Origin of the sequence: Pseudomonas sp. zjy_15, from assembly GCF_043101865.1 — a bacterium.
Classification (GTDB): Bacteria; Pseudomonadota; Gammaproteobacteria; order Pseudomonadales; family Pseudomonadaceae; genus Aquipseudomonas; species Aquipseudomonas putida_Y.
The window spans coordinates 42,025-66,329 of sequence record NZ_JBICII010000106.1 but is presented as its reverse complement, the minus strand read 5'-3'; the positions used below and the strand labels follow the sequence as shown (position 1 = coordinate 66,329).

At 63.8% G+C, this 24,305-nt stretch carries 21 protein-coding genes and 2 riboswitches; of the genes, 16 read left to right on the top strand and 5 right to left on the bottom strand.

Annotation, left to right across the window (positions count from 1 at the left end):
• Positions 1–6 precede the first annotated feature (6 nt).
• Positions 7–591: a LysE family translocator gene (locus tag ACF8EF_RS20475; RefSeq protein ID WP_021782800.1), complete on the top strand. Its 585-nt coding sequence runs from the start codon at positions 7–9 to the stop codon at positions 589–591.
• Positions 592–624: 33 nt separating this feature from the next.
• Here the strand turns inward: ACF8EF_RS20475 and ACF8EF_RS20470 are convergent, their stop codons facing one another.
• Positions 625–1,824 carry a sugar transporter gene (locus ACF8EF_RS20470; protein ID WP_176683862.1) on the bottom strand — a complete coding sequence of 400 codons (1,200 nt, stop codon included), beginning with the start codon at positions 1,822–1,824 and terminating at the stop codon, positions 625–627.
• Positions 1,825–2,029: 205 nt separating this feature from the next.
• Here ACF8EF_RS20470 and ACF8EF_RS20465 point away from each other — a divergent pair, with 205 nt between their 5' ends.
• Entirely contained in the window at positions 2,030–3,346 is a 1,317-nt protein-coding gene (locus ACF8EF_RS20465) for a hypothetical protein (protein ID WP_176683863.1), read from the top strand.
• Between the two features lie 110 nt (positions 3,347–3,456).
• On the opposite strand, the gene calA is transcribed toward ACF8EF_RS20465, so the two are convergent.
• Positions 3,457–4,509: a vanillin reductase gene (gene calA / locus ACF8EF_RS20460; RefSeq protein WP_176683864.1), complete on the bottom strand. Its 1,053-nt coding sequence runs from the start codon at positions 4,507–4,509 to the stop codon at positions 3,457–3,459.
• A 181-nt stretch (positions 4,510–4,690) separates the two neighbouring features.
• On the opposite strand from calA, the gene ACF8EF_RS20455 reads away from it, so the two are divergent.
• Positions 4,691–5,596, top strand: a complete 906-nt coding sequence (locus ACF8EF_RS20455; protein ID WP_176683865.1) for an AraC family transcriptional regulator — start codon at positions 4,691–4,693, stop codon at positions 5,594–5,596.
• A gap of 27 nt (positions 5,597–5,623) precedes the next feature.
• On the opposite strand, the gene thpR is transcribed toward ACF8EF_RS20455, so the two are convergent.
• The gene (gene thpR, locus ACF8EF_RS20450; protein WP_392461814.1) at positions 5,624–6,169 is read right to left on the bottom strand and encodes an RNA 2',3'-cyclic phosphodiesterase; all 546 of its coding nucleotides are present in this window, start codon (positions 6,167–6,169) and stop codon (positions 5,624–5,626) included.
• Positions 6,170–6,327: 158 nt separating this feature from the next.
• Here thpR and lpxO point away from each other — a divergent pair, with 158 nt between their 5' ends.
• From lpxO to ACF8EF_RS20405, 9 genes are all read left to right on the top strand, one after another.
• Positions 6,328–7,227, top strand: a complete 900-nt coding sequence (lpxO, locus tag ACF8EF_RS20445; protein WP_021782806.1) for a lipid A hydroxylase LpxO — start codon at positions 6,328–6,330, stop codon at positions 7,225–7,227.
• 119 nt (positions 7,228–7,346) lie between these two features.
• Positions 7,347–7,691, top strand: a complete 345-nt coding sequence (locus ACF8EF_RS20440) for a carboxymuconolactone decarboxylase family protein (protein WP_101196548.1) — start codon at positions 7,347–7,349, stop codon at positions 7,689–7,691.
• A gap of 78 nt (positions 7,692–7,769) precedes the next feature.
• Positions 7,770–8,339 (top strand): GNAT family N-acetyltransferase, encoded by a 570-nt coding sequence (locus ACF8EF_RS20435; RefSeq protein ID WP_392461812.1) that lies wholly within the window; start codon positions 7,770–7,772, stop codon positions 8,337–8,339.
• Positions 8,340–8,433: 94 nt separating this feature from the next.
• A riboswitch (cobalamin riboswitch) is annotated at positions 8,434–8,642 on the top strand.
• Between the two features lie 108 nt (positions 8,643–8,750).
• Entirely contained in the window at positions 8,751–10,877 is a 2,127-nt protein-coding gene (locus tag ACF8EF_RS20430; RefSeq protein WP_392461810.1) for a TonB-dependent receptor, read from the top strand.
• A 109-nt stretch (positions 10,878–10,986) separates the two neighbouring features.
• Positions 10,987–12,153: a DUF1624 domain-containing protein gene (locus tag ACF8EF_RS20425; RefSeq protein WP_176683868.1), complete on the top strand. Its 1,167-nt coding sequence runs from the start codon at positions 10,987–10,989 to the stop codon at positions 12,151–12,153.
• Between the two features lie 28 nt (positions 12,154–12,181).
• A riboswitch (cobalamin riboswitch) is annotated at positions 12,182–12,380 on the top strand.
• A gap of 111 nt (positions 12,381–12,491) precedes the next feature.
• Positions 12,492–13,502: an ABC transporter substrate-binding protein gene (locus tag ACF8EF_RS20420; protein WP_176683869.1), complete on the top strand. Its 1,011-nt coding sequence runs from the start codon at positions 12,492–12,494 to the stop codon at positions 13,500–13,502.
• The gene (locus ACF8EF_RS20415) at positions 13,502–14,518 is read left to right on the top strand and encodes an iron ABC transporter permease (protein ID WP_209964977.1); all 1,017 of its coding nucleotides are present in this window, start codon (positions 13,502–13,504) and stop codon (positions 14,516–14,518) included. The genes ACF8EF_RS20420 and ACF8EF_RS20415 overlap by 1 nt, the downstream gene beginning before the upstream one ends.
• A gap of 5 nt (positions 14,519–14,523) precedes the next feature.
• The gene (locus ACF8EF_RS20410; protein WP_176683985.1) at positions 14,524–15,312 is read left to right on the top strand and encodes an ABC transporter ATP-binding protein; all 789 of its coding nucleotides are present in this window, start codon (positions 14,524–14,526) and stop codon (positions 15,310–15,312) included.
• Positions 15,313–15,329: 17 nt separating this feature from the next.
• Positions 15,330–15,764 (top strand): pseudoazurin, encoded by a 435-nt coding sequence (locus tag ACF8EF_RS20405; protein ID WP_176683871.1) that lies wholly within the window; start codon positions 15,330–15,332, stop codon positions 15,762–15,764.
• Between the two features lie 156 nt (positions 15,765–15,920).
• Here ACF8EF_RS20405 and ACF8EF_RS20400 read toward each other — a convergent pair whose 3' ends face one another.
• Complete coding sequence (locus tag ACF8EF_RS20400) at positions 15,921–16,418, bottom strand: GNAT family N-acetyltransferase (protein ID WP_176683872.1); 498 nt, start codon at positions 16,416–16,418, stop codon at positions 15,921–15,923.
• 133 nt (positions 16,419–16,551) lie between these two features.
• On the opposite strand from ACF8EF_RS20400, the gene ACF8EF_RS20395 reads away from it, so the two are divergent.
• The 4 genes from ACF8EF_RS20395 to ACF8EF_RS20380 all read left to right on the top strand — a co-directional run bounded on the left by ACF8EF_RS20395 (position 16,552) and on the right by ACF8EF_RS20380 (position 21,115).
• Complete coding sequence (locus ACF8EF_RS20395; protein ID WP_176683873.1) at positions 16,552–17,031, top strand: hypothetical protein; 480 nt, start codon at positions 16,552–16,554, stop codon at positions 17,029–17,031.
• Positions 17,032–17,089: 58 nt separating this feature from the next.
• Positions 17,090–18,661, top strand: coding sequence for a sensor domain-containing diguanylate cyclase (locus ACF8EF_RS20390; protein ID WP_176683874.1), 1,572 nt, complete (start codon positions 17,090–17,092; stop codon positions 18,659–18,661).
• Positions 18,662–18,821: 160 nt separating this feature from the next.
• The gene (locus ACF8EF_RS20385) at positions 18,822–19,598 is read left to right on the top strand and encodes a ParA family protein (RefSeq protein WP_392461808.1); all 777 of its coding nucleotides are present in this window, start codon (positions 18,822–18,824) and stop codon (positions 19,596–19,598) included.
• A 179-nt stretch (positions 19,599–19,777) separates the two neighbouring features.
• Entirely contained in the window at positions 19,778–21,115 is a 1,338-nt protein-coding gene (locus tag ACF8EF_RS20380) for an MFS transporter (RefSeq protein WP_176683876.1), read from the top strand.
• 32 nt (positions 21,116–21,147) lie between these two features.
• On the opposite strand, the gene ACF8EF_RS20375 is transcribed toward ACF8EF_RS20380, so the two are convergent.
• Positions 21,148–24,294: an efflux RND transporter permease subunit gene (locus ACF8EF_RS20375; protein ID WP_392461806.1), complete on the bottom strand. Its 3,147-nt coding sequence runs from the start codon at positions 24,292–24,294 to the stop codon at positions 21,148–21,150.
• Between the last annotated feature and the right edge of the window lie 11 nt (positions 24,295–24,305).

Here is a 24,305-nt window from a genome sequence, read left to right as displayed (position 1 = left end):
TGAACCATGTCGCAGTCGTTGTTGCCCTTCATTCTGTTCGCCCTGGTGTCCAGCATCAGCCCGGGGCCGACCAACCTGTTGATCCTGGCCCATGGCGCCCGCCGGGGCCTGCGCGCAAGCCTGGCGCCGATCGTGGCGGCGTGTGGCGCGGCAGCAGCCATTGTGCTGCTCGTCGGGCTGGGGCTGGGCGAACTGCTGCTGCGTCACCCCTTGGCGCAACAGCTGATGAGCTGGGCCGGGGTGCTGTGGCTGACCAGCCTGGCGTGGAAGATGCTGCGCAGTGCCGCCACCCCGCTCCACACGACCACGGCGCCAGGCTTCAGTGCGCTCAGCGCGGCCTCGTTGCAGGTGGTGAACCCCAAGGTGTGGTTGATGGCCGTGGCGGTGGTCGGGGTATTTGCCGCGCCGTCGTTGCCAGTGTGGCAGTTGGCGCTGGTGTTTTGGCTGATCGCTCTACCGAGCATGACCGCATGGGCGGTGTTGGGGGTGGGGAGCGCCCGGTGGCTGCAGGCACCGGGGCGGTTGCGGGTGTTCAATCAGGTGTTGGCGGGGGTTTTGTTGATATCGGCATGGGCTGCAGTATTGGCCTGAGTCTCTGCTTGACCGGCAAGGGGCGGCCTCGGCTCAAGGTGCCAACGCCTCGCGAAAACGCCGGGTACTGGCAACGGCCAGTACCAGCCCGACCACTGCCACGCTGCCGCCCACCAGGCCGATATCCGCCACGTTCATCTGGCTGCTGACGATACTGCCCAGCAGCGCACCACCGCCAATGCCGATGTTGTAGATACCCGAGAACAGCGCCATGGCCACATCGGTGGCGTCGGACGCCAGCTTCAGGGTCCTGGACTGCAGCGCCAGGCTGAAGCTGAGAATCGCCACGCCCCAGAACATGCTCAGCACTGCGAACGCATAGAAATTGCCCGACAGCGGCAACATCAGCAACAGGCACGCGGCGAGTACTCCGATCGAACCCACCAGGAAGCCATGCGGGAAGCGATCGCTGTAGCGGCTGAACAACAACGAACCAAAAACCCCGGCGCCGCCGAACAACAGCAGCAACAGCGTGGTACGGTCGCCGCCGATCTGCGCCACGTGCAGGGCGAATGGCTCGATATAGCTGTAGGCCGTGAACTGCGCGGTAATGACCAGCGTCACCAGCAAGTAGGTAATGACCAGTGCCGGGCGCTTGAACAGGACCGGCAGGCTGCGCAACGAACCGGAGTTCTGGCTGGGCAGCAGCGGCAGCGATTTCATCAGGCACAGCATGGTGGCTAGCGCTACCCCGGCAATGCTCAGGAACGTGATGCGCCAGCCCAGTGCCTCGCCCACCACACGACCCAGCGGGATGCCCAGGACCATGGCCAGGGTAGTACCGGTGGCCAGCAGGCCCAGCGCCTTGGCCTGCTGGCCCGGCGGCGCCACACGCACCGCCAGCGAGGCGGTGATGGACCAGAACACCGCATGCGCCAGGGCAATGCCGATGCGGCTGACCAGCAGCATGGCGAAACTTTGCGAAAGCCACGACAGCAAGTGGCTGACAATGAACACCAGGAACACGAACAGCAGCAGACGCCGCCGTTCGATGTTGCGGGTCAGCAACATCATGGGCAACGAGGCCAGCGCCACGATCCAGGCATAGATGGTCAGCATCAGGCCGACTTGGGCAGTGCTCATGTCGAAGCTGCGGCCAATGTCACTGAGCAGCGCCACCGGGACGAACTCGGTGGTGTTGAAAATGAAGGCCGCCAAGGCCAGGGCGATGACGCTCAGCCAGCTGCCGCTGCCTGTTGTGGGCGGCAGGTGCGTGGGTATGGGTTCGTTCATGGGTGGAAACTGCTTCTCCGCAGGCAACGCAACAAATCGCACGCCAGCGACCCGCTTGCCGGGGTGCCAACGTACGTTTTGTTATGGATAGGAATGCCCGGCATGGTACGCGTCAAGCGGGGGCCTCACAACCGCAGCACAGGCAGAAGGAGTACCATGCGCACTTTGTATGAAACGCGTGTGCAACAAGGAGCCCGATCCGCTCATGGACAAGCAGCCCCCCCAGCAGCAGTGGCAGCAGGCAGTTACCGCCTATGCCCAGGCCGTCAACGACTATGTCGCGCAGGGCCGTGCGCACGGCTGGGACAACCTCGAAGAGCCGCAGGCACCCACCACCAAACACCTGCTCGACGCGTGGCTGGCAGCCCTGCAGGCAGCCAACCGCCCTGACATCGACGAACAGCAGCGCCAGGCATTCCGCGACGCCTGGCCACCGGCGCACCACCCCCTGATACCGTTGCTCGAAGACCACGGCCAAGGCATCTGCAATGTCCTGCTGTTGGAAGATGGCAGCCTGCTGGCGCGCATCGGCATGCCATACGACAAGGGCCAGGTGGTGCGTATCGACCACCATGGGGTAACCCCGGTCATCGGCATCGAACACTTTGGCCGCTGCCCGGCGCGGCGCTATTTCGCCCTGGCCAATGCCGAGGGCGTGCGGGTGACCGATGGCTGGGGCGGCCCGCAAGTGCAACGCCTGGCCTGGCCCACCGGGCTGGAGGGGTTACCGCCAGGTTACCCGTTCGAGCCGTTCGACCTGCCGCCCACACCGACCGCGCTGATCCCCTTCCCCGATGGCCAGCGCGTGCTGCTGGTGAGTGCCGAAGGTATCTTCGTGCTGGCCACCCAAGGTGCGACCCGCCTGCTGCCACAGCAGGCACGCGTGCTCGATGAGCTGGCCGAGGGCACCGACCCGGACGATATCAGCCTGGGGCTGAGCATGGAGCATGGTGCAGTGTCGGCGGATGGCCGGCTGATCGTCGTGGGTGAGCAAGGCAGCCGGCACCTTGTTCTGGACGAACAGCTCAAGCCGCTGGCGCACATCGGCCCGGGCAGCGAATACCCGCACTTTGCCTTGTTCAACCGCGCCGGTGACCAGTTGATCGTCAATGCCTGCCATTTCTACAGCGGTGCCACGCTGGCCGTGAGGGTGGCAGACCTGCACGGGCTGGATACCGATTACTACAGCCAGGACCCGCGTACCCCGCTGGTGCAGGATGGCGCAAGGGTGTATGCAGGGGTTGCGCGCGATGGCGAGTACATTGTGGGTGATGCCTATGGCTACCTGCGGGCGTTTGGCGAAAAGGGTACGGAGCACTGGCAGCACTACCTGGGATCGACCATCAGTGCGATGGATATCAGCGCCGACGGGCAAACGCTGGTGGCGGCGAGCCATGCGGGGGTTATTTCGGTGATTGCGCTGGATAGCGGGCGGCCCGAGTGGCAGATCGGTACCGGCGCGCACGGCGAGGTGCGGCGATGGTTGTTCTGGAAGGGCTGGGACAAGCCGATGGCCTGGTAAAACGGCTGCATCGTTGCTGCCTGTGCCTCCCCCACCGCAAGCAAGCCCTACATCACCCCTGTGCAGGAGCGGGCTTGCCCGCGAAGATGCCCGTACAGGCAACCGATCAATCAGCCTTGTAACGTGGCCATGTCGATCACGAACCGGTACTTCACATCACCGGCAATCATCCGCTCATAGGCCTGGTTGATGTTGCGGATATCCAGCATCTCGATATCGCAACGGATGTCGTGCTCGGCGCAGAAGTTCAGCACTTCCTGAGTCTCGGCAATCCCCCCGATCAACGACCCCGCCAGCACCCGGCGCTTCATCACCAGGTTGGCCGCATGCAATGCCGGGTCGATCGGTTCGATCAGGCCGACCAGGATGTGCACACCGTCGAACTTCAGCGTTTCCAGGTACGGGTTGAGGTCGTGCTGCACCGGAATGGTGTCGAGCAGGAAATCGAAACGGCCGGCAGCGGCGCGCATCTGCTCGGCATCGGTGGAGACGATCACATGGTCGGCCCCTTGGCGGCGCGCTTCCTCGGCCTTGGCCTGAGAGCGCGTGAACAGGGTCACCTCCGCCCCCAGGGCCTTGGCCAGTTTGATGCCCATGTGGCCCAGGCCGCCCATGCCGAGGATGCCGATCTTGTGGCCGTGGCCAACGCCGTGGTGCTTGAGCGGCGAATAGGTGGTGATGCCGGCACACAGAATAGGTGCAGCGCTGGGCAGGTCCATGCCGGCCGGTATGCGCACCACGAAGTGCTCGCTGACCACGATGCTGCTGGAGTACCCCCCCATGGTGTTGCTGCCGTCGACCCGGTCCGGGGTGGCGTAGGTCATGGTCGGGCCTTCCAGGCAGTATTGCTCCAGGTCCTTGGCGCAGGCTTCACAGGTACGGCACGAGTCGACCATGCAGCCAACGCCCACAAGGTCACCGACGTTGTACGCGGTGACCTTGTCGCCCACCGCCGTGACCCGGCCGATGATCTCGTGGCCCGGCATCAGCGGGTACACGGCAATGCCCCATTCGTTGCGCGCCTGGTGGATGTCGGAGTGGCACACGCCGCAGTACAGGATGTCGATGGCGACGTCGTCCGGGCGCGGGCTGCGGCGTTGGAACGTCATGGGGGCCAGAGGGCTGGTGGGGGTTTGAGCGGCGTAACCGATGGCGGTATACATGCAGGGCCTCGCAGTGAAGTGAAACGATTCAGGCGACGCATTCTGCGCGCCGTTTGCCGCCTCGCCCACGGCTGATTCTCCGGCATGCATGCCTGATTCTACGAAGATGCCAACCCGTAGCTGGCGCCACGCCCTCAATCTGCGATGATCAAGGTGTCTGATTCTCTGCCCTTGGTCCACCATGCAACTGACCCGTCACGTCGATGCCAATGCGCCGCTTTGCGCACTGATCCGCAGCCTCGCCACGCGCCCAGGCTTTGTGCCCACGCACCTGCCCCAGGTGCAGGTGCTGAGCTGGGACCACTATGTGGCCAGCAGCCCGCAGATCTACGAACCAAGCCTGATGATCCTGGCCCAGGGCAGCAAACTGGCGCGCCTGGGGCCGCGTACGCTGGAGTACGGTGCAGGGCATTACCTGGTGCAGGCGTTGTCGGTGCCGTTCATGTGTGAAACCTTTGCCACCCGCGAGGCGCCGCTGTTGGGCGTGGCGGTGGGCATCGACCGTGGCGTGCTGGGCGAGTTGGTGCAGAGCATGGGCCTGGCACCGGACGCTGAAGTGCAGGCGCAAACCCCGCAATCGATGACGTCGGCGGCACTGGATGCGCCCATGCGCGAAAGCGTGGAGCGCCTGCTGCGCTGCCTGCACGACCCGCTGGACGCCAAGGTGCTGGGCCCGGCGCGGGTACGCGAAGTGCTGTACACCGCCCTGCGCGGCCCCCAGGCCGGTGTGCTGCGGGCACTGGTGGAGCAACAGGGGCACTTCGCCCGCATCGGCGCCGCCCTCGCCCATCTGCGCGAGCACTACAGTGAGCCACTGAGCGTGGAGGCACTGGCTACGCGTGCCAACATGAGCGTTTCCACCTTCCACGAACATTTCAAGCGCTGCACCGATATGGCGCCGATGCAGTACCTGAAGCGTTTGCGGCTACTCAAGGCGCAGCAGATGCTGATTGGCGAAGGCCTGGGCGTGGCACAGGCTGCGCACCGGGTGGGCTATCAGAGCACCTCGCAGTTCAGCCGCGAGTACAAGCGTCAGTTCGAACGTAGCCCGGGGGATGAACTGCCTTACCAGAGCCTGCCGGTGTAATCGCCTGACCTGAACGGCCCCTGCAGGTCAGTCCGCCAGCGGCCACTGCGCCAATGGCCAGTAAGCCCCCTTGCGCGATTCGTAGAGCGTGAAGTGTCGCGTGGTGAGGTAAAACGCCGGCGCGCTGCTGGCCTCGGGCGGCTGCCCGCGGTAATCCCTGGACAGCGTCAGGTGCGGTCGATACTCCCGCTTGGCCGCTTCCACCCCCAACGGCAGCAACGCCTGCTGCAAACCGTACACCAGTTGCAACAGGGCCGGTGGTACCTGCTGCGCCTCCAGCACCAGGGCGCTGGCCCGTTGCCACACCTGCAAACGGTCGAGCAACAGCCGCGGCGCCGAGGCTGGCAGCGCCAGTTGGTCGACCGCCGCGCAAATCGCAGGCACCTGCGCGGCGTCCACATCACCGAGGAACAGCAGCGTGACATGGAAGTTGGCAGCCGGCACCGGTTTGCCGCTGCGCAGGTTCAGCCCTCGCCGCCACTGGGCCAGGTCACGGCGCTGGGCGTCGCTGACCGGCAAGGCGAAGAACAGCCGCTTGAACGGGCTACCACTGGGACGTATATCCTGAATCATACAAACTCCCTGACATGAAACGTTTGCGCAAGACTGTAGGGTATTAAACCAATGTCGCCCCGCAGTTTCGTAACAATCAGTACAAACTACCCCCATGATTGTTTATGCTGGCGGGCTCATGCCCTGGCGCATGGCCATTCTTCGACCAGTAAACGTCCATGAAAATTGCACTCGTACTCATCTTCGTCCTCTCGATCGCCTATGTTCACCTGCGCGGTCGGGTTCGCCACAAGCTGACTCGCCAGCTGGGCGACCACTCCAGCTTCCTGGCCCCGATCAACAGCTTCCTGTACCTGTTCTCCAAACACCCGGCCAAGCCTTACCTGCCGGTCGAGGCCTTTCCAGAACTGAAACCGCTGCAGGACCACTGGCAGGAGATCCGCGAGGAAGGCCGCCAGTTGCTGCACGTCGGTGAAATCAAGAAGTCCGACAATTACGATGACGTCGGTTTCAACTCGTTCTTCAAGACCGGCTGGAAACGCTTTTACCTGAAGTGGTATGGCGAAAGCCACCCGTCGGCGATGGCCCTTTGCCCACGCACGACCGAGCTGCTGCAAGGCATCGGCACGGTCAAGGCGGCTATGTTCGCCACCCTGCCACCCGGTGCCAAGCTGGTGCGCCACCGTGACCCGTATGCCGGCTCGTACCGCTACCACCTGGGCCTGGACACACCGAATGACGACGGCTGCTACATCGACGTGGACGGCGAGAAATACGCATGGCGCGATGGTGAGGGGGTCATCTTCGACGAAACCTACATCCACTATGCGGCCAACACCACCGAGCACAACCGCATCATCCTGTTCTGCGACGTCGAACGCCCGCTCAAGTACCGCTGGGCAACTGCGTTCAACCGCTGGTTCAGCCGCAACGTGATGGCCGCTGCCGCTGCGCCCAACGACGCCAGCGACAAGACCGGTGGCATCAACCGCCTGTTCACCCGCATCTACAAGATCCGCGAGCGTGGCAAGGCGCTGAAAAAGCGCAACCGCATGCGCTACTACCTGGAAAAATGGGCAGTGGTCGCGGCGTTGGTGCTGGTGTTCATCTACATCTGAAGGCTCAACGCAGGCCACTGTACGAGTGACCTGCGTTTACCAACCAAAGTACCGCCTCACACGTGCCACTCTTCGACTAGCCTGAAAGCTCCACTCGCAACCACCCCAAGGTGAAGACGATGAGCATGATGGACTGGGACGCCTACCGTAAGCAGTTGATGGCCGGCATCGGCGATCTCAAGCAACTCTCACCCGACACCGTAGCCGGCTACATGACCGCCAGCGGTGCAGGCGCCAAAACCAACCACCTGGATGCCAAGACCCGCGAGCTGATCTCCTTGGCCGTGGCTGTGACCACCCGCTGCGACGGCTGTATCGCCGTGCATTCGCAGCAAGCCGTCAAAGAGGGTGCCAGCCGCGAGGAAATTGCCGAGGCCCTTGGCGTGGCCGTGGCCATGAACGCCGGTGCCGCGCTGGTGTACTCGGCCCGCGCGATGGACGCGGTGGGCAAGGCCAACGGTTGAGCACAAACGGCGTCGTCGCCCTTGCGCGACGACGCCGCGCCACCCAGACTGAGCGGCTCACCCCGCGCAGGAACCCGCATGATCCACATTCGCCCCATGACGCCGGACGATTTCGATCGTTTCTGGCCCACCTTCCAGGCCATTGTCCAAGCCCGTGAAACCTACGCTTTCGACCCGGCCCTGAGCTTCGAACAGGCCCGCCAGCTGTGGCTGGAGCTGCCCTTGCACACGCTGCTGGCTGAAGAAGATGGCGAGCTACTGGGTTCGTATTACCTCAAGCCCAATGCTGCCGGGCCTGGTGCGCATGTGGGCAATTGCGGCTACATGGTCTGCGCACAGGCACGCGGCCGGGGCGTGGCGCGCTTGATGTGCGAGCACTCGCAAAAGCTGGCGCGCCAGGAAGGCTTTCTGGCTTTGCAGTTCAACTCGGTGGTAGCCAGCAACGAAGTGGCCGTGGCGCTATGGCACAAGCTGGGTTTTGAAACAGTCGGCCGTTTGCCCAAGGCCTACCGTCATGCCCGCCTGGGGCTGGTGGACTGCCTGGTGATGTACAAGTGGCTGGCGGATGAGCCGGTGGTGGAGAAGCCGCCGCTGCTGATCGGGCGCAAGAACATCGAGGCACGGGTATCGCGACGCCGCGGGCGCTAGCCTGTACAGGCAAGCCTGCCTTCAAACTCACAACCTGATTTTTTCGCGACATTCACAGCACACCCACATTTGACGCCCCAGCATTTCAGTGGTCAGATGCGCGCCAGTTTCAGGTGCCCTGCGCCGCCGCGCGCAGGGTGAAACGGGAAACCGGTGCGTCGTGTTGCCCACGACAAGTCCGGTGCTGCCCCCGCAACGGTAAGCGAGCGAATCCTTCGAGATACCACTGTGCTCAAGCATGGGAAGGTGAAGGTTTCATGCCCCTCGCAAGCCCGGAGACCGGCCTGGAGCTTCATTTGGCAACCCGCGGTGGGCGGGCGCAGGCCGGAATCCGTGCGCGCGCCTGCCTGCATGGTTCGCCTTTGCGTGTTTTCCACCGGGATCCATTCATTCCTGCAGCAGTGGAACGACATGTCCCGTATGTTCAAGCTTCCCCCCCTGGCGGCCTGCCTGGCCGTCGCCCTGCCGGCGTTGGCTGATGAGCCCGAGCCGCAGCCTCTGGCCCTGCCTTCCACGGCCATCACCGACACCCTCGACAGCCGCGCCATCGACCTGGCCACGCCGACCCAGGCCGGCTCGCGCCTTGGCCTCAGCGCCCTGGAAACACCGGCCAGCACCAGCAGTATCAGCGAACGGCAGATTCAGCAGCGCAACAACCTCACGGTGCAGGATGCAGTGACCCGTTCGCCGGGCATTACCTTCGTCGGCTCACCGGGGGACGGCGGTACAGGCCTGTCTGCCCGCGGCTTTGCCGGCCACAGCTCGGTGATGACCCTGTTCGACGGCGCGCGCCTGTACACCGGTGCCGGCACCCAGACCTTCCCGGTCGACCCGTGGATGGTCGAACGCATCGAGGTGATTCGCGGCCCGGCCTCGGTACTGCATGGCGAAGGCGCCACCGGCGCGGTGATCAACGTGATCCCGAAAAAACCTTTTGCCGGCGAGGTGCGCAACCACCTGCGCCTGGGTTACGGCTCGTGGGACCGCCAGCAGCTCGGCCTGGACAGCGGCGGCAGCCTCAGCGAGCGCCTGAGCTACCGCCTGACGCTGAACCAGCAGGCCGGCAATGGCTGGGTCGACCGCACCGCTTCACGTAGCCTGGCCCTGAGTGCCGCACTGCGTTTCGATGCCAGTGACGACCTCAGCTTCACGCTGGCCCATGATCGCGGCGATGCACAACCTGCCAACTACTACGGCACCCCGCTGATCGACGGCCACTACCGCAGCAGCCTGCGCAAAAAGAACTACAACGTACAGAACGACGTGCAGCAGTACGTTGATGAATGGACCCGGCTCACGACCGACTGGGCGCTGAACGACCAGCTCAGCGCCAGCAACCAGCTGTACTACATCAAAAGCCGCCGTCACTGGCGCAACGCCGAGGACTACAGCTGGGACAGCGGGCGTCAGCAGCTGCTGCGCGGCAGCTACCTGGAGATCAAGCACAACCAGGAACAGTTCGGTGACCGCCAGACCTTCACCTTCGACCACACCCTGTTCGGCCTGGCCAGCAAGACCGTGCTCGGTGCCGAGTACAACAAGGTGCGATTCAACGTCGACAGCAATTCACCCTACAACGATGTCGGCGGCGACTATATCGACCCGTGGCAGCCACAGCCCGGCGGGTTCCATAGCGCCTCGCCGTTGCGGCCGCAAACGCTCTCGACCACCCATACCTTTGCCCTGTTTGCCGAAAACCGCCTGCAATTGAGCGATCGCCTGTCGTTGGTTACCGGCGTGCGTCGCGACCAGAACCACATCGACCGCAATAACTTGACCAACGACAGCCGCAGCGATCGTAGCCTGCAAGGTGGCAACTGGCGTGTCGGGCTGGTGTTTGCACTCAACGACGACCTGTCGTTGTACGGCCAGTACTCAACCAGCGAGGACGGGGTCAACAACCTCATCAGCCTCAGCCCCGCACAGATGCACTATGACCTGACCGAGGCGAAGCAGACCGAGGCCGGCATCAAGCAGCGCTTTTGGGAGGGGCGTGGCGAATGGACGCTTGCCGCCTACCACATCGTCAAGAAAAAACTGCTGGTCGACGACCCGATCACGCACGAGAAGCAACAAGCCGGGCAGCAGACCTCCGATGGCCTGGAAGCGACGCTGGAGCTGGCCCTGGCCCATCAGTGGCAGGTGTCGGCCAATGCATCGCTGGTACGCGCCAAGTACGACGACTTCGACGAAATGGTCGGCGGCCTGCCGCAGGACCGCGCAGGCAACCGGCCGGCCAACGTGCCACGGCGTACCGCCAACCTTTGGTTGAGCAAAGGCTTCGGCCAGCAGGTAGAGGCCGGCTTGGGGGCGCGTTATGTGGATGAGCGTTATGCCGATACCGCCAATACCCAAAGCGCCCCCGGCTACACCGTGGTCGATGCCAACATCGCCTGGCAGGTGTTGCCGGATGTGAAGTTGGGGTTGCAGTTGAACAACCTGTTCGATCGCGAGTATGTGCAGTCGGCGTTCAGCGGGCAGCAGTGGTTGATGGGGATGCCGCGGTCGTACTTCGCGACGGTGGATTACAGCTTCTGACCTGAATACCTCTTCACGGCACGGATAGCACAAAAACCGCTACCAACCCGTCACCGGCTAGTTATAAGATAACGTTTTATATGACATTCATTACTATTAGCGTTCACCCATGACAAGCGCCATCGCCACGCCCACTCTGATCACCCAGCGGCTGCAGAGCATCGACGCCCTGCGCGGCCTGGTGATCCTGTTCATGCTCCTGGACCATGTCCGCGAGACTTTCCTCCTGCACCGCCAGGTCAGCGACCCCATGGCCATCGACACCACGGAACCGGTGCTGTTCTTCAGCCGCACCCTCGCCCACCTGTGTGCGCCTGTGTTCGTCCTGCTGACCGGCCTATCGGCCTGGCTGTATGGCGAGAAGCATCAGGGCCGTGGCGACGTCTCGGCTTTCCTGTTCAAACGCGGGCTGTTCCTGGTGTTGCTGGAGTTCACCCTGGTCAACTTCGCCTGGACCTTCCAGTTGCCCCCCAGCGTGATCTACCTGCAAGTGATCTGGGCCATCGGCGTCAGCATGATCGCCCTGTCGCTGCTGGTGTGGCTGCCACGCGCCGCGCTGCTCGCCCTGGGCGCCATCATCGTCGCCGGCCACAACCTGCTCGACGGCGTGCACTTCGGCGTAGAGTCAGCCCTGCATGTGCCGTGGGCAATCCTGCATGATCGTGGCTGGCTGGCGTTTTCCGAGAACCTGCACCTGCGCACGTCGTACCCGGTGCTGCCGTGGATCGGCGTCATCGCCCTGGGCTACGGCCTGGGGCCCTGGTTCGGTCGCGGCAGCGATGCCGGACAACGCCAGCAACACCTGCTGGTGGCCGGTTTGCTCGCGCTGCTTGGCTTTATCCTGCTGCGCATGTTCAACGGTTACGGTGAGGCACCGTGGAGCGGTTACCCAACCTTCACGCAAACCCTGATGAGCTTCTTCAACATCACCAAATACCCACCGTCGCTTCTGTTCCTGACCCTGACCCTGGGCTGCGGCCTGTTGTTGTTGCGCACGTTCGAACGGGCCGGCCAGGCGCGCTGGATCACTGCACTGGCAGTGTTCGGTGCGGCACCGATGTTCTTCTATCTGCTGCACCTGTATGTGCTGAAGCTGCTGTACCTGGCCTGTGTGGCGTTGTTCGGGCTCAACCATGGCGACTACTTCGGTTTCGACGGTATTGCAGCGGTGTGGCTGGGCGCGGTGCTGCTGGCGGTTTCGCTGTACCTGCCAGTGCGCGGGTTCGCCCGCCTGAAGCAGCGTCGCCGCGACATCCGTTGGCTGAAGTACTTCTGAAAAGCGTTTTCACCTGGCGGCGCGATGGTCTACCATGCGGGCCGCCGGTTTCCACCATGGAACTAACAGGGAATCCCAGGCCTGCCAATACAGGCCAATCGGAACTGCCCCCGCAACTGTAGGTGCCGAGCCTGCTCCATCGATGCCACTGGGCCTACCGCCCGGGAAGGCGGGAGCCGGGCCGTGACGCACCAGTCAGGAGACCTGCCGGCCTTCATTCACCAACCGGCGGGGTGTCCGGGATTGGCCATCCGTGTTGCCCCAGCCACCCGCTGGGGGCTTGGCGATGCCTGTCCGTGCGTTCCTCACCAGAACTGTCCGATAGGAGATCGCCCAGCATGCTGCCCCGTTTCGCCACCCTGCTCGCGGGCCTAGGCCTCACCGGCCTGGCCCAGGCCGCTGCTACCCACTACCCGCTGACGGTCGACAACTGCGGCAAGCCGCAGACTTTTGCCCAGGCACCGCAGCGCGCCGTCACCATCGGCCAGGCCGGAACCGAGCTGCTCTATGCCTTGGGGCTGGGTGACAAGCTGGCGGGCACGTCGCTGTGGTTCAACAACGTATTGCCGGAATACCAGGCGGTGAACGCCAAGGTGCCGCGCCTGGCCGACAACGACCCCAGCTTCGAGGCGGTGGTCGGCAAGCGCCCGCAACTGGTCGCGGTGCAGTTCGAATGGATGGTCGGTGCCCAGGGCGTGGTCGCCACCCGCGAGCAGTTCGATGAACTGAAGATCCCCACCTACGTGCTGCCATCGGACTGCGAGGGCAAGGACAACCTGGTCGGTGCAGACGGCACCCGCCTGCAAGCGTTCCAGGTAGACAGCATCTACAAGAGCGTCAGCCAACTGGCCGAGATCTTCGACGTTCAGGACCGCGGCGCAGCACTGAACGCCGAGTTGCAAGGGCGCCTCGACAGCGCCAGGGCACAACTGGCCGGCAAGGACCTGTCGGCAACTTCGGCGCTGTTCTGGTTCTCCAGCGCCGACCTGGACATCGACCCCTATGTGGCCGGCCGCCAGGGTGTCGCCGACTTCATGTTGCGCACCCTCGGTGTGCGCAACGTGGTCGAGTCCAGCGAAGAATGGCCAAGCGTTGGCTGGGAAACCCTGGCCAAGGCCAATCCGACCTGGCTGATCATCGCACGCATGGACCGCCGCCGTTTCCCCGCCGACGACTACCAGAAAAAACTCGAATTCCTGCGCAGTGATCCAGTAACCCGCAACATGGACGCGGTAAAGCACGACCGCATCATTATCCTCGACGCCGACGCCATGCAGGCCGGCATCCGCCTGTTCCGGGGCGTGCAGACGCTCTCCACGGCCTTCGCCAGCGGTAAAGCAGCCCCGTGATGATCCGCCTGTTACCCTGCATCGCGGTTGCCCTGGGCGCCCTGTTGGCCGCCCTGCTGGCCGGCACCGCCATCGGCGAAACCAACCTGTCGCCCAGCGTGGTCGGCCAGGTGCTGGCCAACCACCTGTGGCAAGCCGCCTACCCGGTGGACCCGATCGACGCCGGCATCGTCTGGAACTACCGCCTGACCCGCACCCTGGTCGCAGCCGCTTGTGGCGCCGGGCTGGCCACCTGCGGTGTCATCCTGCAGGCGATGTTGCGCAACCCACTGGCCGAGCCCTACTTGCTGGGGCTGTCTGCCGGTGCCTCGACCGGCGCGGTACTCGTCGGCCTGCTGGGCCTGGGTAGCCTGGCATTAAGCATGTCCGCAGGGGCTTTCATCGGTGCCGTGGCCGCATTCGCCTTGGTACTGGTGCTGGCTCGCGCGGCCGGCCCCAGCAGCAACAATGCCCAAGTCATCCTTGCCGGTATCGCCGGCTCGCAACTGTTCAATGCACTGACCGCCTTCCTGATCACCAAGTCGGCCACCGCCGAGCAGGCGCGCGGTATCCTGTTCTGGCTGCTGGGCAACCTGAGCGGCGTGCGCTGGCCTTCGGTGTGGCTGGCTGTGCCGGTGGCGATTTTCGGCTTGCTGGTGTGCCTGTGGCATCGCCGTGCGCTGGATGCCTTCACCTTCGGCGCCGATTCGGCCGCCTCGCTGGGCATCCCGGTGCGGCGCACCCAGTTGCTGCTGATCAGTTGTGCAGCGCTGGTGACGGCTGTGATGGTGTCCATTGTCGGCGCCATCGGTTTTGTCGGGCTGGTTATACCCCATGCCCTGCGCCTTCTGCTCGGCCCCGGGCACAGCCGTCTGTTGCCCGCCAGCGCACTGGGCGGTGCACTGTTCCTGATTGCGGCAGATATTCTTTCGCGCACACTGATCACCGGCCAGGTGATCCCGGTGGGCGTGGTTACGGCGCTGATCGGTGCCCCGGTATTCGCGCTGATTCTGGTCAGCCGTCGGGGGCGCCCATGACCGCCATGACCGCCATGACAGCAGTTCGCATCCCTCCGCTGGCCTGCCATGGGCTGGGGCTGCAACTGGCCGGCAATACCGTGCTCAGCGATATCGACCTCAGCGTTGTCGCCGGTGAAACCCTGGGCATCGTCGGCCCTAACGGCTCGGGCAAATCCTCGCTACTGAAGTTGCTGGCAGGGCTGCGCAAACCGGCCTGCGGCAGCGTGCAGCTCATGGGTGAGCCACTGGCACAGATGCCCCGCCGCCGTGTTGCCCAAGCGCTGGCGCTGGTCGAGCAACAGGCCGACACCCTCGATGCGATCAGTGTGTTCGACGCGGTTGCCTTGGGCCGCACGCCGTGGCTCTCGGCCCTGGCACCGTTCTCCCGGCAAGACTGCGCCATCGTCGAGCAAGCCCTGGCCGACCTCGACGCCCTGCACCTGCGCACGCGCCTGTGGGGGTCGCTGTCCGGTGGCGAGCGCCAGCGTGTACACATCGCCCGCGCGCTGGCCCAACGGCCGCAGGTGCTGCTGCTGGACGAGCCGACCAACCACCTGGACATCCAGCATCAGCTGAGCCTGCTGCAACAAGTGCAGGCGCTGCCGGTTACCACCTTGGTAGCGCTGCATGACCTCAACCAGGCACTGACCTGCGACCGTGTCGCGGTCATCGACAAGGGCCGCCTGGTCGCCCTTGGCAAACCCTTCGAAGTGCTTACCGCCAAGCGCCTGCTGAGCACCTTCGGCGTCCACGCCCACTACCTCACCGACCCTTTCGACGGCGCGCGCATCCTGCGCTTTCGCGCCCCCTGAACCAGGTAGCCCTGCCCATGCTGTTGCGCCCTGTCGCCCTGCTGCTCGCCAGCACCCTGCATGCCCCGACCGCACTGGCCGAAGTGCATGAAGTGAAAATGCTCAACCGTGGCAGCGACGGTGCCATGGTCTACGAGCCCGACCACTTGCGCATTGCACCCGGCGACAGCGTTCGCTTCCTGCCGACCCAGAACGGGCATAATGCCGCCAGCGTGGCGGGCCTGCTACCCACCGGGGCCGAGCCGTTCAAGAGCAGGCTGAACCAGCCGTTCGAGCACACCTTCAGCGTGCCGGGCGTGTACGGTATCCAATGCATTCCGCACGTGGCCATGGGCATGGTCATGGTGATCCAGGTCGGTGACGCGCCTGCCGCCGAATTGCCGGCCAGCTTGCCGGCGCGGGCCAAAGCCCGCTTTGCCGCACAGTTGCAAAAGCTCGAAGCTGGGCAATGAGCCAGCTATTCGGGTCGCTCACGCCCTGGCCGGCGTCGCCCAGTTGCAAAGCAATGGCTTTACCGAGGATGGCAACTGGAACCTTCTCAACCGCAACGTGTTCGACCCAGTGACGCGCGGCGTGATCTTCATCGCCAACAGGCACGTTCCCAGCGGTCAGCGTAATCGCAACTGCATGTGCGTGGTCTGCCACACCGGGTCTTGCTCCACATCCACCAACGTAAACCCTTGCCGCTCCCAGAACGCGATGGCACCCGGCAGAAACGGATGAGTATGCAAGTAAAGGCAGTCGAAGCCGGCTTGCATCGCCCGTTCGCGCAAGGCGCCAAACAAGGCAGCCGCCAGCCCATGCCTGCGGTAGGCCGGCAACACGAACAGCCGCACCACCTCGACTACCCGCTCAGCGCGGTAATCAAGCTGGGCAAAGCGATGGTCATAGGGCAAGTAACCTATCACCGCGACCAGCCGCCCACCCTCACGGGCTTCCAGAAAACAGCCCGCGCCGTCCAGGTAAGTGTCAGCGAACTGCGCCAGGTCACGCGGCAAGGGTGCATTGGCGAGCATCGGAAAAAGCGCTCGGCGGGCACTGTCGACAAACGCCAGCACTTCGGCAATGGCGTCACGCGCCACGGGTTGCAAGGTCCAGTTCGGCATTGGGCGGTTGCCAGTGTGGTTGGGAGCGTACGGTTCTACCGCAGCGTGCCGCTCAAGGCAAATCACAGGGCTCGTCGCGGCAAGGCGGACATCGGTATAATCGGCAGCCTTCACTGCCCGACCAGGCCATACCATGCCTCGCCTCCCGAAGTTGCTGTTACCCCTGTTGCTGGCTGCTGCACTCGCCGCCTGCGACCAGAAGCCCTCCCGTGAAGAACAGATCCTTGCCCAGCTGCCGCTGCAGGACGCCTACACGCACAACATCGAGCGCATGTCCGCGCTGCTGGGCCGCACTCACCCGCAGTTGTCGCAAGCGACCATCCAGGACGTACTGCGCAAGCACCTCACCGTCGAGGACCAACGCCGGGACCTGTTCCGCCTGTACAGCGAAAAGAACTTCAGCGACGCCGAGTTCGCAACCATCGTCGCCGCCACCCAGGACCCCGCCAAAGCGCGCGCCCTGGAAGACACCGAAGCCGGCAAACGCTTGAGCGAAAAACTCACCGCCCTGATGCGCGAAACCGCCCGCGATGTGAACGTGCAGGCCTTGGTCGAGCAGCGCATGCAACAGGTGGAAGATGAGCTTGATGCGCTGGACAAGGCAGGCTCTTGAGCGCTGCCCGCCAAGGTAACTTCCGTTCAGCAGCCCTTTACGATCACAGAGGTCAGGATTGCCACACACCAAGCACGGATTGCGCCTGGATCTACGTACACTCATTCTGGTGCTCTGCGCCCTGACCGCAGTGGTCATGCTGTGCGCCAGCTATTTCGCCAGCTATCGGGTGCAGCGCCAGCTACTGATAGACAATGCCCTGGAAGCCAATCGGGTGTATGCGAGAAAGCTGGCCAGCATTACCGACACCTTCATTGGCAACGCCTTGCAGCAACTGATGTTCAGCGCCGGCGTACAAAGCCGGCAGTTGAGCGACACCGCAGCGCTGCAGGTGGAAACCGACCGCGTACTGGGCCAGAGCATGGCCTTCAACTCCACCTTCGTGATCGATGCCAACGGTGTACTGCTGGCGGTATCCCCCGCCCCGCTACGCCACCTGCTCGGCACCCACGTGCAGTCGCCCGGTGCTCAGGAAGCCCTGCACGAACGCCGTCCACTGGTTTCCACACCCTATCTGTCGGCGGCCGACAACCTGATGGTGGTGCTGTCGCAACCCATTTTCGACGACAACGGCCGCTACCTGGGGTATGTGGGTGGCAGCCTGTACCTGCGTGAACACAACATCCTCAACAGCCTGCTGGGTGAGCATTTCTACAAGAACGGTTCGTACCTGTATGTGGTCGACCGCAAACGACGCCTGCTGTACCACCCCAATAGCGAACGGGTAGGCACGGTGGTGGAGGGCAATGCGCTGGTCGACCAGCTGGGGACACTGGACAGCGGTACCCGGCAGCTGACCAATAGCCTGGGCGTGGAAATGCTCGCCGGCTTCGCCACTGTGCCCAGCGCCGGCTGGGGCGTGGTAGCGCAGCAGCCATTGGCGCAGACGGTGACGCCGCTGAACCATCTGGTGCTGAACGTGGTCGCCAGTTCGGCGCCCTTGGCGCTGGTTGGCAGCCTGCTGCTGTGGTGGCTGGCCCGCACCATCGCCCGGCCGCTGTGGAAACTGGCCGCAAGTGCCCGCACGATGGACCGCGCCGGTACCGCCGAACATTTGCATCATGTGCGGGCCTGGTACTTTGAGGCGGCAGAGCTCAAACGCGCGTTACTGTTCGGCCTGAACTTGCTGCAAGAGCGCATCGGCCGGCTCAATCGGGACGCCCAGACCGACCCGCTGACCGGCCTGGGCAACCGCCGCAGCCTGGAATTCAGCCTGTCGTTACTGGAAGCTGAAAACCGGGAGTTTGCAGTCATTGCGCTGGATATCGACCATTTCAAACGGGTAAATGACAGCCATGGACACGAAGTGGGCGACCAGGTGCTGCGCCACCTGGCGGAGCTCATGCGCCGTTGTTGCCGCGAGGGCGACCTGTTGTGTCGGACCGGCGGCGAGGAGTTCCTGATATTGCTGCCTGGGGCCCCCCTGAACGTGGCGGCCGCGGTGGCTGAACGGTTGCGTGTGACCGTACAGGATATGCCGGTGGAACCGGTGGGGGCAGTGACAATTTCGCTGGGGGTGACGCACTGGGATGGCGAGACGCACGGCGAGCCCATGAACGCATTGGGCGAGGCTGACCGGGCGCTTTACCAGGCCAAGCAAGAGGGGCGCAACCGGGTCGCTTTTGCCTGAACGCCTTGTGTTGTAACCATGGCGGCGGGCTTGCCCGTGAAAATGCCGATACAGGCAACGATGAATCGGTGGCTTGTAACAATTCCTGTCATAAAACTGCAGCGTTTCAGTCATAGGATTGACCTCGACCTGACATTTTCACTTCATGGATGAGCGTCTCATGCGTCGTGTGGTTTTCAATCAGAAAGGTGGCGTCGGCAAATCCAGCATTGCCTGCAACCTCGCCGCAGCCAGTGCCGCCGAGGGCTACCGGACCTTGCTGGTCGACCTCGACCCACAGGCCAATGCCACCTTCTACCTGACCGGGCTGGCCAACGACACCATTCCTGCCGGCATCGCCGACTTCTTCCGCCAGACCTTGTCGCCGGTTACTGCCGCCGGCAAGAAGCACCGCGTGGCAATCACCGAAACCCGCTACAGCAACCTGCACCTGGTCACCGCCAGCCCTGACCTCAGCGACCTGCAAAGCAAGCTGGAGAGCAAGTTCAAGATCAACAAGCTGCGCAAGTTGCTGGTGGCGCTTGGCGAGGACTACGAGCGGATCTACATCGACACCCCGCCCGCACTCAACTTTTACACCTTCAGCGCGCTGGTGGCGGCCGAGCGTCTGTTGATCCCGTTCGACTGCGACAGTTTCTCGCGCCAGGCCCTGCACAATGTCATGGCCGAGGTCGAAGAACTGCGCCAGGACCACAACCCCGCGCTGCAGGTGGAAGGTGTGGTGGTCAATCAGTTCGCCGGCCGCACCGCACTGCACCAGACCCTGGTCGATCAACTGCGCAACGAAGGCCTGCCGGTGCTGCCGGTGTACCTGAGCAGTTCGATCAAGATGCGTGAATCGCACCATGCCTCGGTGCCATTGGTGCATTTGGCGCCACGGCATAAACTGGCCCTGGAATTTGGCGATTTGCTGGATGTGCTTGAGCGTGCGGCCTGACAGGCCTTTGGGGCACTCCGGCTGTAACCTGCTGCACCGGTCGAATCAGGTATACCGAGGTCGCCCTCGACAAAGCGCCTTGCAGCGCCCGGCTATCTACTGGCAAGCACAATAACGATGGCGCGGCCCTACCGCGCCACTTTCATCATGGCTGCCAAAGGAAACCGGAGAGCTCCCGCATGTCCGCACATCATGAGGTATCCCCCGCCACCCTGCGCAGGGTGATTGCCGCCTCGGCCATCGGCAACTTCGTCGAATGGTTCGACTTCGCCGTGTACGGCTTTCTCGCCACGCTGATCGCCAGCCAGTTCTTTGCCAGCGAAGACGCCAGCGTGGCCTTGCTCAAAACCTTCGCGGTGTTCGCCGTGGCCTTCGCCCTGCGCCCCTTGGGCGGCATCGTCTTCGGTGCCTTGGGCGACCGACTGGGTCGCAAGCGCATCCTGTCGCTGACCATCCTGCTGATGGCCGGCTCCACCACGTTGATCGGCCTGCTGCCGACCTACGCCAGCATCGGCCTGGCAGCCCCGGCGCTGCTGACCCTGGCCCGCTGCCTGCAGGGGTTTTCTGCCGGTGGCGAATATGCCGGGGCCTGCGCCTACCTGATGGAGCACGCGCCTGACGACAAGCGCGCCTTTTATGGCAGCTTCGTACCTGTGTCGACCTTTTCCGCCTTTGCCTGCGCAGCGGTGATCGCTTATGGCCTGGAGGCCAGCCTGTCGACCGAGGCGATGAATGCCTGGGGCTGGCGCATTCCGTTCCTGATTGCCGCACCGCTGGGCCTGGTCGGCCTGTACCTGCGCTGGCGCATGGAGGAAACCCCGGCGTTCCGCGAAGCCGTCGCCCAGGGCAAGGAGCACGAGCACTCACCGCTGAAGGAAACCCTGCGCCACCATGGCCGGGTCATTCGCAACCTGGGGGCGTTCATTTCGCTGACCGCGTTGTCGTTCTACATGTTCACCACCTACTTCGCCACCTACCTGCAACTGGTCGGCAACCTGACCCGTGCGCAGTCACTGCTGGTGACCACCGTGGCCCTGCTGTTCGCCGCCGTGGGCTGCCCGCTGGCCGGTGCATTTTCGGACCGGGTGGGGCGGCGCAAGACCATAGGTTTTACCTGCCTGTGGATGATGCTTAGCGTGTTCCCGGCGTACTGGCTGGCCAGCTCTGGCTCGATGTCGGGTGCGTTGCTGGGGGTGATCCTGCTAGCGGTGGGGGCACTGTGCAGTGGCGTGGTTACCGCAGCATTGCTGTCGGAAAGCTTCCCTACCCGTACCCGCTATACCGCTTCGGCGATTACCTACAACGTGGCCTACACGCTATTTGGCGGCACTGCGCCGCTGGTGGCAACCTGGCTCATCGGCCAAACCGGCAGCAGCCTGGCACCGGCGTTCTACCTGGTGGTGATTGCGCTGGTGGCGTTGGTGGGCGGTTTGGCGTTGCCGGAAACTTCGCGGATTTCTTTGCATGAGGACATGAGCATGGACGGTGTGCGGGCCGGAACCCGAAAGACCGTCTGAGATTTCCGGGGCTGCCTTGCAGCCCCGAATGCTCAGCCTTCCTGCTGCTCTTCCCGCCGATACGCCCACTGATACAACGCCGGCAACACCAGCAACGTCAGCGCTGTAGAGGACAAGATCCCGCCAATCACCACCGTTGCCAGTGGCCGTTGCACCTCCGCACCGGTCCCGGTGGCCAAGGCCATCGGAATGAACCCCAGCGAGGCCACCAGCGCCGTCATCAGTACCGGCCGCAATCGGGTCAGCGCACCCTCCTCGACCGCCGCCCGCAGCGTGCGCCCTTCCTCGCGCAGCCCGCGGATAAAGGCAATCATCACCAGCCCGTTCAGCACTGCCACTCCCGACAATGCAATGAACCCGACCCCGGCAGAAATGGACAGCGGAATATCACGCGCCCACAGCGCCAGCACCCCGCCGGTCAGGGCAAAGGGGATGCCGGTGAACACCAACAGGCCATCCCTGAGGTTGTTGAACATCATCAGCAACAGCGCCATGACCAGCAGCAAGGCCACCGGCACCACCACCTGCAAGCGCTCGGCCGCCGACTGCAACTGCTCGAACTGGCCTCCCCAACGCGTCCAGTACCCCGGTGGCACCTGCACCTGGCCGATCAGGGTCTGCTCGGCCTCTTGCACAAACGAGCCCAGGTCACGTCCACGCACATTGGCACTGACCACCACCACGCGCTTGCCATCCTCGCGGCTCACCTGATTCGGGCCCAGTTGCAGGTTCAACGTGGCTACCTGCGACAGCGGGATGAAACCGATTTGCCCGGCCCCCTCAGCAGCACTGGCCGGTACGGGAATCAGCAGGCTGGCCAACCCGTCGACATCGGTACGCAAGGTCTCCGACAGGCGCACGACCATGTCGAAACGGCGGTCGCCTTCATACAGCGTACCGGCGGTGCGGCCACCCACGGCAATGGCGATGGCATCCTGTACATCACCCACATTCAGACCATGACGGGCGGCCTTGTCACGGTCGATGTCGATGGTCAGTACCGGCAGGCCCGTGGTCTGCTCCACCTTCACCTCGGACGCGCCTGGCACCCCTTGCAGGCTGGTGGCGATCTGCGCGGCAGTGCGGTTGAGCACCTCCATATCGTCACCGAACAGCTTCACCGCCACATCACTGCGCACCCCGGAAATCAGCTCGTTGAAGCGCAACTGAATGGGCTGCGACAGCTCGTAGTTGCTGCCCGGCACACTGGCAGCGGCGCGTTGCACCTGGGCGATCAGTTCATCCCGTGGCTTGCCAGGGTCAACCCATTGTTCGCGTGGGCGCAGCATCACGTAGGCATCGGAAATGTTCGGCGGCATCGGGTCGGAGGCAATCTCGGCAGTACCGGTGCGGGCAAACACCCGCTCCACCTCGGGCACCTGGGCCATGATCGCCTGCTCCAGGCGCTGCTGCATGTCCACCGACTGCGACAGGCTGGTGCCCGGCACACGCAGGGCCTGCAGGGCGAAGTCACCCTCACTGAGGCTGGGGATGAACTCGCTGCCCATGCGGCTGGCCATCACGCCGGACAGCAGCACCAGGGCAGCGGCAGCAGCAAACGCCAGTTTGCGCCGGCCCAGCACCCAGGCCAGCACTGGGGCATAGCGCTGACGTGCCGTACGCATCACCATGCCTTCCTCCTCCTTGACCTTGCCGGTGACGAACAGGGCAATGGCCGCCGGTACGAAAGTGACCGAGAGGATCATCGCACCCAACAGGGCCATGACCACGGTGAAGGCCATGGGGTGGAACATCTTGCCCTCGACCCCGGTCAAGGCAAAGATCGGCAGGTACACCACCATGATGATCAACTGCCCATAGATCAGCGGCCGGCGTGCTTCGCGGGCGGCGGCAAACACCTCATGGAACCGTTCGGTGCGGGTCAGCATGCGACCGTGGCGCTGCTGGGCATGGGCCAGGCGACGGATGGCGTTTTCCACGATCACCACGGCGCCGTCGACGATGATGCCGAAGTCCAGCGCGCCCAGGCTCATCAGGTTGGCACTGACTTTGTTGCTGAACATGCCGGTAAAGGTGAACAGCATCGACAGCGGGATAACCATGGCCGTGATCAGCGCAGCACGGATGTTGCCGAGGAACAGGAACAGCACGGCAATCACCAGGATTGCACCTTCGATCAGGTTCTTCTTCACCGTGGCGATGGCTTTCTCCACCAGGTGGGTGCGGTCGTATACCGTGACTGCAACCACGCCCTTGGGCAGGTTGCGATTGATCTCGACCAGTTTTGCAGCGACCGCCTGCGACACCGTACGGCTGTTCTCGCCAATCAGCATGAACACCGTGCCCAACACAACTTCCCGACCGTTTTCGGTGGCAGCCCCCGAGCGCAGCTCTTGGCCCAGGCCAACCTGGGCGACATGGCTGACGCGGATCGGCGTACCGTCGACGCTGGAAATAACGATGTTGGCGATGTCTTCGGCCGAGGCCACCTGGCCGGGTGCGCGAATCAGCAACTGTTCGCCATTGCGCTCGATATAGCCAGCGCCAATGTTGGCGTTATTGCGCTCCAGCGCTGCAATCAGGTCGTTGAGGGTGAGCTTGTAGGCCGCCAGGCGCTTGGGCTCTGGTGCAATCAGGTATTGTTTGGCATGGCCACCGATGCTGTTGACCTCGGCCACACCCGGCACATTGCGCAGCTGCGGCTTGATGATCCAGTCCTGAATCACTCGCAGGTCGGTTGGGGTGTACGGTGTGCCGTCTTCCTTGAGCGCCCCCTCCTGGGCTTCCACCGTCCACAGGAAAATTTCCCCCAACCCGGTGGAGATCGGCCCCATGCCCGCCTCGATGCCCTGAGGCAATTGCTCGCGGGCCACCTGCAGGCGCTCGTTGACCAGTTGGCGGGCGAAGAAGATATCGGTGCCATCATCGAAAATGACCGTGACTTGCGACAGGCCCGAGCGCGACAGCGAGCGGGTCTGCTTGAGCCCTGGCAGGCCAGCCATGGCGGTTTCGATGGCAAAGGTGATGCGCTGCTCGGTCTCCAGCGGCGAATAGCCGGGGGCGGCGGTGTTGATCTGCACCTGGACGTTAGTGATGTCCGGCACAGCATCGATCGGCAGTTTCTGGTAGCTGTGGATACCCACCGCGGCCATCAGGACCACGGCCAGCATCACCACCAGGCGCTGCTCGATGGCAAATTGAATCAGGCGTTCGAACATGCAGGTGTCCC

Bases quoted from the DNA above. Each gene is read 5' to 3' on its own strand.
- ACF8EF_RS20410 (WP_176683985.1), top strand. From the start codon at position 14,524: ATGACCGCCATGACAGCAGTTCGCATCCCTCCGCTGGCCTGCCATGGG.
- ACF8EF_RS20455 (WP_176683865.1), top strand. From the start codon at position 4,691: ATGCAACTGACCCGTCACGTCGATGCCAATGCGCCGCTTTGCGCACTG.
- ACF8EF_RS20385 (WP_392461808.1), top strand. From the start codon at position 18,822: ATGCGTCGTGTGGTTTTCAATCAGAAAGGTGGCGTCGGCAAATCCAGC.
- thpR (WP_392461814.1), bottom strand. From the start codon at position 6,169: ATGATTCAGGATATACGTCCCAGTGGTAGCCCGTTCAAGCGGCTGTTC.
- ACF8EF_RS20470 (WP_176683862.1), bottom strand. From the start codon at position 1,824: ATGAACGAACCCATACCCACGCACCTGCCGCCCACAACAGGCAGCGGC.
- ACF8EF_RS20465 (WP_176683863.1), top strand. From the start codon at position 2,030: ATGGACAAGCAGCCCCCCCAGCAGCAGTGGCAGCAGGCAGTTACCGCC.
- ACF8EF_RS20430 (WP_392461810.1), top strand. From the start codon at position 8,751: ATGTCCCGTATGTTCAAGCTTCCCCCCCTGGCGGCCTGCCTGGCCGTC.
- ACF8EF_RS20425 (WP_176683868.1), top strand. From the start codon at position 10,987: ATGACAAGCGCCATCGCCACGCCCACTCTGATCACCCAGCGGCTGCAG.
- ACF8EF_RS20380 (WP_176683876.1), top strand. From the start codon at position 19,778: ATGTCCGCACATCATGAGGTATCCCCCGCCACCCTGCGCAGGGTGATT.
- ACF8EF_RS20405 (WP_176683871.1), top strand. From the start codon at position 15,330: ATGCTGTTGCGCCCTGTCGCCCTGCTGCTCGCCAGCACCCTGCATGCC.
- ACF8EF_RS20440 (WP_101196548.1), top strand. From the start codon at position 7,347: ATGAGCATGATGGACTGGGACGCCTACCGTAAGCAGTTGATGGCCGGC.
- ACF8EF_RS20435 (WP_392461812.1), top strand. From the start codon at position 7,770: ATGATCCACATTCGCCCCATGACGCCGGACGATTTCGATCGTTTCTGG.
- ACF8EF_RS20475 (WP_021782800.1), top strand. From the start codon at position 7: ATGTCGCAGTCGTTGTTGCCCTTCATTCTGTTCGCCCTGGTGTCCAGC.
- ACF8EF_RS20395 (WP_176683873.1), top strand. From the start codon at position 16,552: ATGCCTCGCCTCCCGAAGTTGCTGTTACCCCTGTTGCTGGCTGCTGCA.
- ACF8EF_RS20375 (WP_392461806.1), bottom strand. From the start codon at position 24,294: ATGTTCGAACGCCTGATTCAATTTGCCATCGAGCAGCGCCTGGTGGTG.
- calA (WP_176683864.1), bottom strand. From the start codon at position 4,509: ATGTATACCGCCATCGGTTACGCCGCTCAAACCCCCACCAGCCCTCTG.
- lpxO (WP_021782806.1), top strand. From the start codon at position 6,328: ATGAAAATTGCACTCGTACTCATCTTCGTCCTCTCGATCGCCTATGTT.
- ACF8EF_RS20400 (WP_176683872.1), bottom strand. From the start codon at position 16,418: ATGCCGAACTGGACCTTGCAACCCGTGGCGCGTGACGCCATTGCCGAA.
- ACF8EF_RS20420 (WP_176683869.1), top strand. From the start codon at position 12,492: ATGCTGCCCCGTTTCGCCACCCTGCTCGCGGGCCTAGGCCTCACCGGC.
- ACF8EF_RS20415 (WP_209964977.1), top strand. From the start codon at position 13,502: ATGATCCGCCTGTTACCCTGCATCGCGGTTGCCCTGGGCGCCCTGTTG.